Origin of the sequence: Variovorax sp. YR750 (assembly GCF_900109805.1) — a bacterium.
In the GTDB taxonomy this organism is placed as follows: domain Bacteria; phylum Pseudomonadota; class Gammaproteobacteria; order Burkholderiales; family Burkholderiaceae_C; genus Variovorax; species Variovorax gossypii.
In genome coordinates this window covers 663,312-677,417 of record NZ_FOBJ01000001.1, presented here as the reverse complement: position 1 = coordinate 677,417, position 14,106 = coordinate 663,312, and the positions used below count along the sequence as shown (strand labels likewise).

General features: G+C 64.7%; 17 protein-coding genes. 8 read left to right on the top strand and 9 right to left on the bottom strand.

Features of this window, described 5'->3' with window-relative positions:
- Window positions 1–175 precede the first annotated feature (175 nt).
- Window positions 176–703 carry an inorganic diphosphatase gene (gene ppa / locus BMY35_RS03110; RefSeq protein ID WP_093195507.1) on the top strand — a complete coding sequence of 176 codons (528 nt, stop codon included), beginning with the start codon at window positions 176–178 and terminating at the stop codon, window positions 701–703.
- A 1-nt stretch (window position 704) separates the two neighbouring features.
- Here ppa and BMY35_RS03105 read toward each other — a convergent pair whose 3' ends face one another.
- The 3 genes from BMY35_RS03105 to BMY35_RS03095 form a co-directional block, all read right to left on the bottom strand.
- Window positions 705–1,346 carry a lysozyme inhibitor LprI family protein gene (locus BMY35_RS03105; protein WP_093195506.1) on the bottom strand — a complete coding sequence of 214 codons (642 nt, stop codon included), beginning with the start codon at window positions 1,344–1,346 and terminating at the stop codon, window positions 705–707.
- A gap of 111 nt (window positions 1,347–1,457) precedes the next feature.
- Window positions 1,458–2,210, bottom strand: a complete 753-nt coding sequence (locus BMY35_RS03100) for a hypothetical protein (RefSeq protein WP_093195505.1) — start codon at window positions 2,208–2,210, stop codon at window positions 1,458–1,460.
- A 59-nt stretch (window positions 2,211–2,269) separates the two neighbouring features.
- On the bottom strand, window positions 2,270–3,424 hold the full coding sequence (locus BMY35_RS03095) for a GNAT family N-acetyltransferase (RefSeq protein WP_093195504.1): 1,155 nt from the start codon (window positions 3,422–3,424) through the stop codon (window positions 2,270–2,272).
- 19 nt (window positions 3,425–3,443) lie between these two features.
- On the opposite strand from BMY35_RS03095, the gene BMY35_RS03090 reads away from it, so the two are divergent.
- Window positions 3,444–5,141, top strand: coding sequence for an NAD+ synthase (locus BMY35_RS03090; RefSeq protein ID WP_093195503.1), 1,698 nt, complete (start codon window positions 3,444–3,446; stop codon window positions 5,139–5,141).
- Window positions 5,138–5,476, top strand: coding sequence for a P-II family nitrogen regulator (locus BMY35_RS03085; RefSeq protein WP_056518066.1), 339 nt, complete (start codon window positions 5,138–5,140; stop codon window positions 5,474–5,476). Before BMY35_RS03090 ends, BMY35_RS03085 begins: the two co-directional genes overlap by 4 nt.
- A 46-nt stretch (window positions 5,477–5,522) precedes the next feature.
- On the opposite strand, the gene BMY35_RS03080 is transcribed toward BMY35_RS03085, so the two are convergent.
- From BMY35_RS03080 to BMY35_RS03055, 6 genes are all read right to left on the bottom strand, one after another.
- Window positions 5,523–6,113 (bottom strand): LOG family protein, encoded by a 591-nt coding sequence (locus tag BMY35_RS03080; protein WP_093195502.1) that lies wholly within the window; start codon window positions 6,111–6,113, stop codon window positions 5,523–5,525.
- A gap of 31 nt (window positions 6,114–6,144) precedes the next feature.
- Window positions 6,145–6,552 (bottom strand): diacylglycerol kinase, encoded by a 408-nt coding sequence (locus BMY35_RS03075; protein WP_093195501.1) that lies wholly within the window; start codon window positions 6,550–6,552, stop codon window positions 6,145–6,147.
- Window positions 6,549–7,115, bottom strand: a complete 567-nt coding sequence (locus BMY35_RS03070) for an RDD family protein (protein WP_093195500.1) — start codon at window positions 7,113–7,115, stop codon at window positions 6,549–6,551. The genes BMY35_RS03075 and BMY35_RS03070 overlap by 4 nt, the downstream gene beginning before the upstream one ends.
- A gap of 13 nt (window positions 7,116–7,128) precedes the next feature.
- Window positions 7,129–7,782: a DUF3106 domain-containing protein gene (locus tag BMY35_RS03065; RefSeq protein ID WP_256228093.1), complete on the bottom strand. Its 654-nt coding sequence runs from the start codon at window positions 7,780–7,782 to the stop codon at window positions 7,129–7,131.
- Between the two features lie 204 nt (window positions 7,783–7,986).
- On the bottom strand, window positions 7,987–8,418 hold the full coding sequence (locus BMY35_RS03060) for a DUF3619 family protein (protein WP_093195499.1): 432 nt from the start codon (window positions 8,416–8,418) through the stop codon (window positions 7,987–7,989).
- Window positions 8,415–8,981 (bottom strand): RNA polymerase sigma factor, encoded by a 567-nt coding sequence (locus BMY35_RS03055; RefSeq protein ID WP_093195498.1) that lies wholly within the window; start codon window positions 8,979–8,981, stop codon window positions 8,415–8,417. The genes BMY35_RS03060 and BMY35_RS03055 overlap by 4 nt, the downstream gene beginning before the upstream one ends.
- 281 nt (window positions 8,982–9,262) lie before the next feature.
- On the opposite strand from BMY35_RS03055, the gene BMY35_RS03050 reads away from it, so the two are divergent.
- The 5 genes from BMY35_RS03050 to pssA all read left to right on the top strand — a co-directional run bounded on the left by BMY35_RS03050 (window position 9,263) and on the right by pssA (window position 14,036).
- A complete protein-coding gene (locus BMY35_RS03050) occupies window positions 9,263–11,047 on the top strand; it encodes an acetolactate synthase 3 catalytic subunit (RefSeq protein ID WP_093195497.1) in 1,785 nt (594 codons plus the stop codon).
- A 107-nt stretch (window positions 11,048–11,154) separates the two neighbouring features.
- Window positions 11,155–11,646: an acetolactate synthase small subunit gene (gene ilvN, locus BMY35_RS03045; RefSeq protein WP_007834236.1), complete on the top strand. Its 492-nt coding sequence runs from the start codon at window positions 11,155–11,157 to the stop codon at window positions 11,644–11,646.
- Between the two features lie 53 nt (window positions 11,647–11,699).
- Complete coding sequence (locus BMY35_RS03040; protein WP_093195496.1) at window positions 11,700–11,960, top strand: DUF4282 domain-containing protein; 261 nt, start codon at window positions 11,700–11,702, stop codon at window positions 11,958–11,960.
- Window positions 11,961–12,009: 49 nt separating this feature from the next.
- Window positions 12,010–13,026 carry a ketol-acid reductoisomerase gene (gene ilvC / locus BMY35_RS03035; RefSeq protein WP_081266312.1) on the top strand — a complete coding sequence of 339 codons (1,017 nt, stop codon included), beginning with the start codon at window positions 12,010–12,012 and terminating at the stop codon, window positions 13,024–13,026.
- Window positions 13,027–13,211: 185 nt separating this feature from the next.
- Window positions 13,212–14,036 (top strand): CDP-diacylglycerol--serine O-phosphatidyltransferase, encoded by an 825-nt coding sequence (gene pssA, locus BMY35_RS03030; protein WP_019652981.1) that lies wholly within the window; start codon window positions 13,212–13,214, stop codon window positions 14,034–14,036.
- Window positions 14,037–14,106 lie beyond the last annotated feature (70 nt).

Genomic DNA, 14,106 nt, shown 5'->3' with positions numbered 1-14,106 from the left:
TTTTCCGCCGCGTTGCTTCCTCGAAGCTCACTGCACCGTGGGTGCGGAGCCGATTGGCCAACGGTTGCAATTTACAGGCAAAAACAGATGCGTGTGCGACCGGCCGGTGACACGGAAAGTAAACTCCGGGTTTGTCCCCATTCGTCTCATACTTTTCAACTACTCGAAAAACGTCATGTCCTTCGACAAAGTTTCCCCCGGCAAGAACCTGCCCGATGCCTTCAACGTCGTGATCGAAATCCCGATGAACGCCGACCCGATCAAGTACGAAGTGGACAAGGAATCGGGCGCGATCTTCGTGGACCGCTTCATGACGACGGCGATGTACTACCCCGCGAACTACGGCTACGTGCCGCAGACCCTGTCGGGCGACGGCGACCCGGTCGACGTGCTGGTGATCGCGCCGTATCCGCTGCTGCCCGGCGTGGTGGTGCCGTGCCGTCCCCTGGGCATCCTGATGATGGAAGACGAAGCCGGCGTCGACGGCAAGGTTCTCGCCGTGCCCACCGACAAGGTACTGCCCATCTACAGCCACTGGAAGTCGGTGGACGACGTGAACCCGATGCGCCTGAAGGCCATCAGCCACTTCTTCGAGCACTACAAGGATCTCGAAGCGGGCAAGTGGGTCAAGGTGCTGGGTTGGGAAGGCATCGACTCGGCCAAGAAGGAAATCCTGGACGGCGTCGCCAACTACAAGAAGTAACTTATTCGTTCTCGAAGGGCGAGCGGCGCGGGTCGCGCGCGAAGCTGCCGGTCAGCGACGGCGCGCAGCCCGGCCCGTCCGAAACGGTGACCCTGTCGGTGTCGAACTGCAGGGTGCGGGTGCAACCCCCGGCCTCCCGCACCACGAGGCGCCGTTGCCCGTCGAGCACGTTCTTGCCCTGCAGCAGCATGTTGCCGCGCGGATCTGGGCAGACGTAGAGCTGGATGTCCAGCGTGCCGCCCACCTCGGGCGTCACATCCAGGAAGCGGCCGTCCTTCGGGCACCGGCCCTCCACATAGCGGCCCATCCAGTGCAGCAGCGGGTGGCTCAGGTAGGTGATGCGCCGCTCGTAGTCCTGCTTCAGGCACTCGGTGTTGCCCTTGCATTCGCGGTTGCGAACGACGATCCAGTCGCGCTGGTCGCGTTTCAGGAAGGTGGGCCACTGGCCCGTGCCGGGCATCTCGACCTGCCGCTTGTAGAGCGCGGCCATGGCTTCGTCCTGCCGTGAGAGGCCGGGGTCGGCGCAGATCGCCTTCTCGGTGGCGTTTCCGGCCTTGGCGCAGTCGAAGCTGGCGGCCATGGCCAGCGGGGCGACAGCGAAGAAGCAGAGTGCCGTGACGGCCCGGCGTGTGAATGTCTGCATGCGGGGATCTCCTCGAAGCCGATGCTAGGAGAGGCCCGGCACGCCGTCGATGTGCCAAACGGACAAGGGCGCTATGCCCTTGGACAGAGAGAGAGAAGCAGGGCAGGGGTGTCAGCTGCGGACGGCGTCGCTGGCCAGCCGCATCCATTCGCGATTGACCGAGCGTGCGTGCGAGTTCCAGTGGCGCGCGGCCTGCTGGAGTTCGTCCCATTGGCGCTGTGCGCCGGCGGCGTCGCCTTGCTGGGCGAGCCACGCGATGTAGCGGGCGCGGGCCTCGACGGTGTTGTAGCGGCTCAGCGCCTCCTCGAAGGCCTGTCGTGCTTCCGCCTGGCGGCCATCGGCGGCGAGGGCGCGTGCTGCGAGCACCGCGACTTCGTCCTTGCGGTAGTCGTCGCGCGTGGCGCGCAGGGCCTGCAGCGCCTGCAATGCCTCGTTGCCGGCAGTCGCTCCGCCTGCGGCCAGAAGGGCGCTGGCGAGGCCGAATTGCAGTTCCGGATCGGAGGCCAGGGGGCCTTTCAACGCATCGCGGTAATGGCCGACGGCATCGGCGGCCTGGCCCTTGTCGAGAGCGGCCTTGGCGAGGCGCAGCTTGTTCTGCGCGGTTGGCGCGAGGTCGTAGGCCTCGGTGGCCGCTCGGTACTCGCGCTCGGGGTCGATGAAGCCGATGGCCGCGTTCGCCACCTTGCCGGCGGTGCGCTGCATGCGCGATGCGGGCAGGTACTCGACCACGAAGTACACGATGCTGCCGAGCAGCGGGAAGCTGAAGAGGATGAGCAGCCAGTACATCTGCTTGCCATGGCGCATCGCATGCACGGCGAAGAACAGCGCGATGAGGACGTGCAGGCCCAGTCCCAGGAATGGCATCGATTTCTCTCTGAGTTGTTGTGGATGTCGGGCGCTTTTATAGCAGTCCCGAATGGCACTCAGACTGACTTGAAGGGGCTGCGCTCGCCCAAGTGGTCCATGTAGTTCTCGATGCCCGCGCCCTCGCGTTCGAGAAAGCGCTCGACCGCATCGGCGAACGACGGGTGCGCCAGCCAGTGGGCGCTGGTGGTCTTCACCGGCATCAGCGCGCGTGCCATCTTGTGTTCGCCCTGCGCGCCACCCTCGAAGCGCTGCGTGCCGTGCTCGATGCACCAGGCCAGCGGCTGGTAGTAGCAGGCCTCGAAGTGCAGGCAGTCGACACGCTCCAGCGCGCCCCAGTAGCGGCCGTAGGCGACGAGCGGCCTGTCGGGCTGTGTCGAGAGCGCGATCAGGCTGCTCGCCATGGGCTTGCCGTCGCGCTCGGCGATGAACAGCAGCCAGGCCTCGGGCATCGTGTCGGCCATGCGCCGGAAGAAGTCGCGCGTGAGGTAGGGCGGGTTGCCGTGCTCGCGGTAGGTGCGCTCGTAGCAGCGGTAGAAGAAGTCCCAGTCGGCCTTGCTGATGTCGGCGCCGCGCGACCAGCGGAAGCGCACGCCGGCATCGGCCACCTTGCGGCGCTCCTGGCGGATCTTCTTGCGCTTGTCGTGGGAGAGGCTGGCGAGGAAGGAGTCGAAGTCGGCGTACTGCGCGTTCGTCCAATGGAATTGCACCGTGTTGCGCAGCATCAGGCCCGATTCGGTGCAGGCGGCGATGTCCGCATCGGCGCCGAACAGCAGGTGCAGCGACGACAGCTCCAGCTGCTTGCACAGGGCGACGAGGCCCTGCACCAGCAATGTGCGGCTCTCGGCATCGCGCGCCAGCAGCCGTGCCCCGGGCACGGGCGTGAACGGCACCGCCACCGTGGCTTTCGGGTAGTAGGCCAGCCCGTGCTGCTCGTAGGCGTTGGCCCAGGCCCAGTCGAAGACGTACTCGCCGTAGGAATGGTCCTTGACGTAGAGCGGGCACGCAGCCTGCAACTGCTCGCCTTGCCACAGCGTGACGAACTGCGGCATCCAGCCGTTGTCGGGCGTGGCGCTGCGGCTGTCGTTCAGGGCCGTGAGGTATTCGTGGCGCATGAAGGGCGACGGCTCGGCCTGGGCGGCCAGCAACGCGTTCCATGCTTCCGGGCTCACGTCCGACGGAGACGGCAGAACCCGAATGACATAATCGTTCAAGCCTTTTTCTTCCTTCTGTATGACGCTCAAGCTCGCCATCGCGCAACTCAATTTTGTGGTGGGCGACCTCGCCGGCAACGCGAAAAAGATCGTCGATGCCGCACGCAATGCCCATGCCCAGGGTGCGCGCCTCCTGCTGACGCCCGAACTCTCGATTGCCGGCTATGCGGCGGAGGACCTGTTCCTCCGTCCCGCCTTCACCGAAGCCTGTGATGATGCCGTGAAAGGCATCGCCGCCGCTCTGGCCGACCTCAAAGACATGGTCGTGGTGGTGGGGCATCCGACCGGCGGCAGCCTGCGCAGCCGCTCGGTGGCGGTGCAGATGCGCCACAACGCGGCCAGCGTCATCAAGGAAGGCCGCATCCTCGAGACCTACGCCAAGCGCGAGCTGCCCAACTACCAGGTGTTCGACGAGCGCCGCTATTTCACGCCGGGACAGGGCACCTGCGTGTTCGAGGTGGAGGGCGTTTCCGTCGGCCTGCTGATCTGCGAGGACGCCTGGTTCGACCAGCCCGCCGAACTGGCGCGCGAAGGCGGTGCCGAGGTGCTGGCTGTGATCAATGCATCGCCGTACCACGTCGGCAAGGAGGGCGAACGCGTCGCGCGCATGGCCGATCGGGCACGCGCCGTGGGGCTGCCGCTGGTCTACGCGCACCTGGTGGGCGGGCAGGACGAGGTGGTGTTCGACGGTGCCTCGTTCGCGCTGCAAGCCGATGGGGCTACCGCCATGCAGGCCGAGAGCTTCCGGGAGAAGCTGGTTTTCGCTGAGCTGGAGCGCAAGCCGCAGGGCGGCGTGGGCTTCGTGGCCAATCCGGGCGCCATCGCGGCCCCGCGCGACGCCGAAGCCCAACTCTGGGACGCCCTCGTGCTCGGCGTGCGCGACTACATCGGCAAGAACGGTTTTCCGGGCGCCATCCTGGGGCTTTCGGGCGGCATCGATTCCGCACTGGTGCTCGCCATCGCGGTCGATGCACTGGGCAAGGACAAGGTCCGTGCGGTGATGATGCCTTCGCCTTACACCGCCGACATCAGCTGGATCGACGCGCGAGACATGGCCAGCCGCCTTGGCGTGCGCTACGACGAGATTTCGATCAAGCACACCTTCGAGTCCTTCAAGGGCGCGCTGGCCGAGGAGTTCAAGGGCAGGCCCGAGGACACCGCCGAGGAAAACATCCAGGCCCGCATCCGTGGCACGCTGCTGATGGGGCTGTCGAACAAGTTCGGCTCCATCGTGCTCACCACCGGCAACAAGAGCGAAATGGCGACCGGCTACTGCACGCTGTACGGCGACATGGCGGGCGGCTTCGCGGTCATCAAGGACCTGCTCAAGACCACGGTGTTCGCGCTGGCGCGCTGGCGCAATGCCCACGATCCGTACGGCACGGGCACCGAGCCGATTCCCGAGCGGATCATCACGCGACCGCCCAGCGCCGAGCTGCGGCCCGACCAGACCGACCAGGACAGCCTCCCGCCCTACGACATCCTCGACGGAATCCTGGCACGCTACATGCAGGACGACGAGGGCATCGACGAGATCATTTCGGCCGGCTACGAGCGCGCCGTGGTCGAGCGCGTCGCGCGGCTGATCAAGATCAATGAATACAAGCGGCGCCAGGCGCCGGTAGGAATCCGGGTCACCCACCGAAGCTTCGGCAAGGATTGGCGTTACCCTATCACCAGCAAATTCAACGAAACCGCCGGAGCGCAAAAACCATGAAGCAGATCACCGCCATCGTCAAACCCTTCAAGCTCGAGGACGTGCGCGAGGCCTTGGCCGAAGTGGGCGTCACCGGCCTGACCGTGACCGAAGTCAAGGGTTTCGGTCGCCAGAAGGGGCATACCGAGCTCTACCGCGGAGCCGAATACGTGGTCGACTTCCTGCCCAAGATGAAGGTCGAAGTGGTCGTCAACGAGGCCGATGTGGAGCGCTGCATCGAGGCCATCGTCAATTCGGCGCGCACCGGGAAGATCGGTGACGGGAAGATCTTCGTGACCGGCGTGGAGCGCATCGTGCGCATCCGTACGGGCGAGGAAAACGAAAACGCCGTCTGAGTGAAAGAAAAAAAGCCCCGCTGGCGGGGCTTTTTTTCGGGGCGGATCAGAGGTTTTCCGAGAGCCTGTCTTCGCGCGGATGGAGTGGCACTTCGGCTCGCAGCGCGGTGAGCAGTTCGGGCACTTCGGTGTCGGTGCGGATCAGGCCCATCTGCCAGTCGCCCATGAAGCCTTCGCGCACGCTGTGCGCCAGGAAGGCGAGCAGGCCGTCGTAGTAGCCGGCGGTGTTGAGGATGCCGGTGGGCTTGTCGTGATAGCCGAGCTGGCGCCAAGTCCAGATCTCGAACAATTCCTCGAAGGTGCCGATGCCGCCCGGCAGGGCAATGAAGGCGTCGGCGCGCTCGCCCATCATGGCCTTGCGCTCGTGCATGGTGTCGACCACGTGCAGTTCATCGCACAGGGGGTTGGCCAGTTCCTTGTCGACCAGGGCCTTGGGGATGATGCCGACGACGCGGCCGCCGGCCTGGCGGGTGGCCTCGGCCACCGTGCCCATCAGGCCGGTGCGTCCGCCGCCGTAGACCAGCTGGCCGCGATGCTGGCCGATCCATCGGCCGACCGCCTGAGCGGCTTCAGTGAATTCGGGACGCTCGCCGGGGCGCGAGCCGCAATACACGCAAATCGAAAATTCAGGAGTCATCCCGCCATCATGCCGCAGCCGATGGGCCCTCTCATGACATGAAGCGCTGCCACAGTGCCGCCGCCCAGATGCCGCCGCACAGCGTGAGCGACAGCAGCACCGCGGCGCTGCCCATGTCCTTTGCGCGCTTGGAGAGGTCATGCCACTCGGGGCCGATGCGATCGATGGCCGCTTCCACGGCGGTGTTGAGCAACTCCACGATCATCACGAGGACTGCGCTGCCCGCGAGCAGCGCCACTTCGACCCAGCTGCGCCCGAGCCAGAAGGAGGCCGGGATCATCACGATCGACAGGATGGCTTCCTGCCGGAACGCGGGTTCGCTCCAGCCGGCACGCAGGCCGTGCAGCGAGATCAGCGTGGCATGCCACACGCGCTCGAAGCCCTTGCGGGCCTTCTGCGGGTTGACGGCGGGATCGGGAAGTTTCGGCACGGCACTCATCGGCGGCTCATCGGTTTGGAGGTGATGAGCCGTGTACCGGCCCAGGAGTCGTGCCAGAACTGGCGGTCGGGGTGAAAGCGCGCCAGCAAGGCCCAGATGGCAACCCAGCCGAAGATCAGCACGGTCGATTCGCCGCCCGAGAGCTTGAATGGCGCAATGGCGGCCAGCGGCGGCAGGAACCAGACCCAGCTCAGGAGGTAGCGCGCGAGTGCCCGGCGCTGGCTCACGGGCTGGCCGTGCAGGTCGACGATGCGGATGTTCCAGGTTTTCATGGCGAGGGTCTGGCCCTTGGTCCAGAACCAGACGAAGTACACGCCGAATACCACGAAAAGAAAAGCCTGGAGCAGATGGCGCCGCGAATCCATGGCGTCGCGCATCTGGCCCAGCGTGCTGAAGAGCCAGCCGGAGACGAACACCACCGCGAACAGCAGCATGCCCTCGTACAGCCAGCAAGCCATGCGGCGCCAGAGGCCGGGCACTATCGAAACGGGAGCGCTGGTGGCTGGATTGGCCGGCGAGGCAGGCTGATCGGGACCCGAAGCCTCGGGGGAACTGGATGCCATCGAAGCCTAGCGGTCAGGGGGAGGAAGAGGACGATTCGGCTGTCGACGACGGGGCAGGCACCTGGGCTTCGGCGGGAACCGGTGGAGCCGCGATGCCGGCCGGGGCGGGTGCTGCCGGAATCACGGAAACAGCCGGTGTCGCAGTGGCGGCGGCAGGAGCGCGTTCAGGCGGCGATGCCACCATGATCGTCGTGGCCGGCGTGACCGTCGGAGCGGGGGGCGGAGCCAGCAGGATCCTGGGAGTGTGCTGTCCGCCGGGCGTGACGGCGGGCACCGGCACCAGCTTCTGCGACGAAACAGGTCGGACGGGAATGGCGGCGCCGCGCGGCTTGGGAGGAGCGCGCTCGGCAAGCTTGCGCTTTTCTTCCTCGCTCAGGGCTTGATACTGTTCCCACTTGACCTTGCGTTCGTCGGGCGGAATGCGCTTGACCTCGGCGAAGTTCAAGCGGGCCTGCGCGCGCTGCTGGTTGCTGAGGGCCGCCCACTCGATCATCCGGCTGTGCAGGGTTGACTGCTCTTCCGCCGACATGCTCCCGAAATTGCGGGACAGCGCCAGCCACTTCCTCTTTTGCCCGACGTTCAGGGTGTTCCAGTGAGCGCTCAGCGGCTTCAGGGCCTGCTCCTGCTCGGCTGTGAGTTCGCTCCAGAGCGGCTTGGTCGTCGACACCGCCTTGGGGCTCGTGGCCGGCGCGGAGCTCGCCGCAGCCTTGGAGGCGGCCTCGCCATGAGGCTGGGCGCAGGCGAGCGTCAGGCTGAAGGCCGCGACAGCAAACGCACCTGCCCAAACGACTGCGCCCGCCGGAAGCGGGCGCAACGGGCGGGGGCTGTTCGCGCTGGAAGTGGAACGGCGTCGCATTCGATCGGGGAAGGTTCAGTCGGAGGCGTTGTCGGCCTTGAGGAATTGGGCAAAACCAGGATCGGTATAGGCGGCGGGCGGCAGATCGCCCGTCAGCAACGCGGAATCCACTTCGGCCAGTTCGCTGGCACGGTCGTCATCCTGCATCATGCTGATGGTGATCAGGCCGGCGACGAGTGCGATAAGCGGCACCACGGAGCCGATGCGAGTCCACCAGCTCCAACTCCCGCCCATCGTGAGCGTATGACCCGACTGCACCACCACCGGCGCAGTCCGCAACTGCGGGGGCTGCTTGCGTGCTGCCACGGCCTGCGCGCGTGCCACGCGCAGCCGCTCGCTGATGTCGTGCGGCAACTCCCGGTTGCCGGCCGAAAGGCGGGCGACCAGACGCTGGCCGAACTGGTCTTCGGCGATGGTGTTGATTGAGGTTGGAACCTTAGTGTTCATAGCGATATTCCCTTGGCCTTGAGCGCCTTGCTCAGAGCGTGGACGGCTCGCGAGCAATGGGTTTTGACGCTGCCCTCGGAGCAGCCCATCGCGGCGGCCGTCTCTGCGACGTCCATTTCCTCCCAGTAACGCATAAGGAAAGCCTCGCGTTGACGGCCCGGCAATGCTGCGATCTGCTCTTCGATTTCCTGGAAGATCTGGGTGCGGCGGGTCGTGTCTTCGGCGCTCTCCGCCTCCCTAGAGTCGGTCGGCGAGACGAAGTTCTCCAGAAGATCGAAATCTCCGTCCTCGTCGACCGAGTCGAAATCGCTGAGGTTGGAGAACAGCGCGCGCCGGGTCTTCTGGCGGCGGAACCAGTCGAGCGTGCAGTTCGACAGGATGCGCTGGAACAGCATCGGCAGCTCGGCCGCGGGCTTGTCGCCGTAGTGCTGGGCCAGCTTCATCATGCTGTCCTGCACGATATCGAGGGCCGCTTCTTCATCCCGCACGTGGTAGACCGAGCGCTTGAAAGCGCGTCGTTCGACGCTTTTCAGGAAGTCGGAGAGTTCTTGTTCAGTAGCCAAGCGAGAGGGGGCGCGCAGGGCGCGCCGCGTGGGGAATGGGTCTGGCGATCGCGTATGTTCAACGCCGCGGATTATGCCTTTGTAGCTTTACAAGGCAGCTGAAGCGAATCTGAACGCCCGGAAATGTCATAATCCGATCTGCAAGTCAAAAGGCAAACGGGTCACGGTCCGGCGGAACATCAGTCCGTCCATGGCTTTGGCCTCAAGTCCTGGCGCGACCTCACAAGGGTTGGCAAGGGGCACCCAAGGTATTTCGTTCCCGAAATAAACAAAGGTTGATCATGGAAATCTCCAAGGCGGAAATCGTCTCCGCAGCCGCTGCGTCCGCTGGCGCAGGCAATTCGACTCAAGAACTCATGGGCGCCGAAGTGCTGGTCAAGGCACTGCAGGCCGAAGGCGTCCAATACGTCTGGGGCTACCCGGGCGGCGCGGTTCTCTACATCTACGACGCGTTCTACAAGCAGGACACCATCCAGCACGTGCTGGTGCGCCACGAGCAGGCCGCCGTCCACGCAGCCGACGGCTATGCGCGCGCAACCGGCGAAGTCGGCGTGGCGCTGGTCACTTCCGGTCCCGGCCTGACCAATGCGGTCACCGGCATCGCGACGGCGTACATGGACTCGATCCCGATGGTGATCATCTCGGGCCAGGTCCCGACGGCCGCCATCGGCCTCGACGCTTTCCAGGAGTGCGACACGGTCGGCATCACCCGTCCCATCGTCAAGCACAACTTCCTCGTCAAGGATCCGAAGGATCTGGCCATGACGATGAAGAAGGCCTTCCACATCGCACGCAGCGGCCGTCCGGGCCCCGTGGTGGTGGACGTGCCCAAGGACGTCTCGTTCAAGAAGATCCCGTACGCGGGCTATCCCGACAAGGTCGAGATGCGCTCGTACAACCCGGTGCGCAAGGGCCACGGCGGCCAGATTCGCAAGGCGCTGCAGCTGCTGCTGGCTGCGAAGCGTCCCTACATCTACACCGGCGGCGGCGTGCTGCTGGGCAACGCCTGCAACGAACTGCGCACGCTGGTCGACATGCTCGGCTACCCGGTCACCAACACGCTGATGGGCCTGGGCGCCTATCCGGCGAGCGACCGCAAGTTCCTGGGCATGCTGGGCATGCACGGCACCATCGAGGCCAACAACGCGATGCAGAACTGCGACGTGCTGCTGGCCGTGGGCGCGCGCTTCGACGACCGCGTGATCGGCAACCCCAAGCACTTCGCGCAGAACGAACGCAAGATCATCCACGTCGACATCGACCCGTCGAGCATCTCCAAGCGCGTGAAGGTCGACATCCCGATCGTCGGCGACGTGAAGGACGTGCTCACCGAGCTGATCTCGATGATCCGCGAGAGCACCGCCAAGCCCGACGCCGGCGCGCTGGCCGACTGGTGGAAGACGATCGAATCCTGGCGCTCGCGCGACTGCCTGAAGTACGACCGCGGCAACAAGGACGTGATCAAGCCGCAGTACGTGGTCGAGACCCTCTGGAACATGACCAAGGACGCCGACACGTACATCACGTCGGACGTCGGCCAGCACCAGATGTGGGCTGCCCAGTACTACCGCTTCGACGAGCCGCGTCGCTGGATCAACTCCGGCGGCCTGGGCACCATGGGCGTGGGCATTCCCTATGCCATGGGCATCAAGCTCGCGAAGCCCGATTCGGAAGTGTTCACCATCACCGGCGAAGGCTCGGTGCAGATGTGCATCCAGGAACTCTCCACCTGCCTGCAGTACAACACGCCGATCAAGATCTGCTCGCTCAACAACCGCTACCTGGGCATGGTGCGCCAGTGGCAGGAGATCGAATACTCCGGCCGCTACAGCCACAGCTACATGGATGCGCTGCCCAACTTCGTGAAGCTCGCCGAGGCCTACGGGCACGTCGGCATGCTGATCGAGCGTCCACAAGACGTGGAGCCGGCGCTGCGCGAGGCACGCAAGCTCAAGGACCGCACGGTGTTCATGGACTTCCGGACCGATCCGACCGAAAACGTGTTCCCGATGGTGAAGGCCGGCATGGGCATCACCGAAATGCTGCTGGGTTCCGAGGATCTCTGATCCGCGGAACGACATTCGCTCAACTCTTTACTGACGAATCTATTGCCCGCCGAGCCCGCGCATTACCGTGCGCGGGGGAGGGCGGCGAAAAGAGGAGTCACGCAAACATGAAACACATCATCGCAGTGCTGCTGGAAAACGAGCCGGGTGCTCTTTCCCGCGTGGTGGGCCTGTTCTCGGCCCGCGGCTACAACATCGAATCGCTCACGGTGGCGCCCACGGAGGACGCGAGCCTCTCGCGCATGACCATCGTCACCACCGGCTCGGACGACGTGATCGAGCAGATCACCAAGCACCTGAACCGGCTGATCGAGGTGGTGAAGGTCGTCGACCTGACCGAAGGCGCCTACACCGAGCGCGAGCTCATGATGGTGAAGGTGCGCGCGGTCGGCAAGGAGCGCGAGGAGATGATGCGCATGGCGGAAATCTTCCGCGGTCGCATCATCGACGTGACCGACAAGAGCTACACCATCGAACTGACCGGCGACCACGGCAAGAACGACGCTTTCCTGGAAGCGATCGAGCGTAGCGCTATCCTCGAGACTGTCCGCACCGGTGCCAGCGGCATCGGGCGCGGCGAGCGCATCTTGCGCGTTTAGGAGGGTGACGGCGCCCTCAGTTCATACATTCGTCCACACATGAGGCAAAAGTGATGCGAGGTCTGCTCGGTTTCGACAGGATGGTGACTCCGGCGATCGTCCGGGTGCTCTACCTCCTGGGCCTGCTGGGCGTGATCGCCCTGGCGGGGGCGGCCCTCTACCAGGGGCAGTACCTGCCGGCGTTCGTGGCCCTGATCTTCGGCACTGTCGCCGTTCGCATCTTCAGCGAACTGTTCATCGTGCTGTTCCGCATCCACGACAGCCTCGTGTCCATCAACCAGCAGATGAAGGACCGGAATTCCTCCGGCCTTTGAGTGAAATGCATCCGGTACGGATGCTCGAGATTTTTTAGGAGAGATTCAAATGAAGGTTTACTACGACAAGGACGCTGACCTGAGCCTCATCAAGGGCAAGACGGTTGCAATCATCGGCTACGGCTCGCAGGGCCATGCGCACGCGCAGAACCTGAACGACAGCGGTGTCAAGGTCGTGGTCGGCCTGCGCAAGGGCGGCGCTTCGTGGCCCAAGGTCGAGAAGGCCGGTCTGAAGGTCGCCGAAGTCGCCGACGCCGTGAAGGCCGCCGACGTCGTGATGATCCTGCTGCCCGACGAGCAGATCGCCAACGTCTACAAGAACGACGTCGCCCCGAACATCAAGGAAGGTGCTTCGCTGGTCTTCGCGCACGGCTTCAACGTGCACTACGGTTTCGTGCAGCCGCGCGCCGACCTCGACGTGTGGATGGTCGCTCCCAAGGCCCCGGGCCACACCGTGCGCAGCACGTACACCCAGGGTGGCGGCGTGCCCCACCTCGTGGCCGTGCACCAGGACAAGACCGGCAAGGCGCGTGACCTCGCGCTGAGCTACGCCACCGCCAACGGCGGCGGCAAGGCCGGCATCATCGAGACCAACTTCCGCGAAGAAACCGAGACCGACCTGTTCGGCGAACAGGCGGTTCTGTGCGGCGGCACGGTCGAGCTGATCAAGGCTGGCTTCGAAACGCTGGTGGAAGCCGGCTACGCCCCTGAAATGGCGTACTTCGAATGCCTGCACGAGCTGAAGCTGATCGTCGACCTGATCTACGAAGGCGGCATCGCCAACATGAACTACTCGATCTCGAACAACGCCGAGTACGGCGAGTACGTCACCGGCCCGCGCGTCGTGACGGAAGAGACCAAGAAGGTCATGAAGCAGGTGCTGAAGGACATCCAGACCGGCGAGTACGCCAAGAGCTTCGTGCTGGAAAACGCAGCCGGCGCTCCCACGCTGATCAGCCGTCGTCGCCTGAATGCCGAGCATCAGATCGAAGTCGTCGGCGAGAAGCTGCGCGCGATGATGCCCTGGATCAAGAAGAACAAGCTGGTCGACCAGACCCGCAACTGATCTGCAAGCCAGGAGGGCGCTTCGGCGCCCGTTTTCCGAGGGCCACCCGTTGCGGTGGCCCTTTTGTTTGAAAGGGGACGACGCGGCCCCCTGAACTACACTGCGAACCATGCGATTCACAGATCAAGATGCTATCGAATGGATAGCTACCCACGTAGCACGCACGAGGGATGGAGGCAAATTCAATGCATGACGACACGCTTCCCGACGATGTGCCGCCGCGCAAGCGCCGCAAGGGCATCTACATCCTGCCGAACCTGTTCACGCTGGCGGCGCTGTTCGGCGGCTTCTATTCGGTCGTGATGGCCATGAACGCGCGCTTCGACCTCGCGGCGCTCGGCGTGTTCGCCGCGATGATCCTCGACAGCCTCGATGGCCGCGTCGCACGCATGACCAATACGCAGAGTGCGTTCGGCGAGCAGATGGATTCGCTGTCCGACATGGTGTCGTTCGGCGCGGCGCCGGCGCTCATCGCCTACGAATGGTCGCTCAAGGGGCTGGGCCGCTGGGGCTGGATCGCGGCCTTCGTGTATTGCGCCTGCGCAGCGCTGCGGCTCGCGCGCTTCAACGTCAACACCGGTGTGGTCGACAAGCGCTGGTTCCAGGGGCTGCCGTCGCCGGCAGCGGCAGCGCTCGTGGCTGGCTTCATCTGGCTGGTGAACGAGTGGGGCAAGCGCGGCGGCGAGGTGCTGTACCTCTCCTGGACGCAGATCACTTGGGTCACCTTCGCCTTCACGCTGTACGCGGGCCTCACGATGGTCACCAACGCACCGTTCTACAGCTTCAAGGACATCCAGATGAAGAAGAGCGTGCCTTTCGCGGTGATCGTGCTGATCGCGCTGGGCATCGCCGTCATCAACATCCATCCGCCGACGGTGCTGTTCGGCCTGTTCGTCGTCTACGGCCTGAGCGGCTACGTGGTCTACGCATGGCGCAAGGCCAAGGGCCAGCAGGCGAGCGTGATCAGCACCTCGACCGAAGAGCCCGACGAGCGCGGTTTGCATAACTGATCCCGGCTTGTGCTACATTCGTCAGCCTCATGACCAAGATTTCGCTGCTGGCCCTACTAACCCTCCCTCA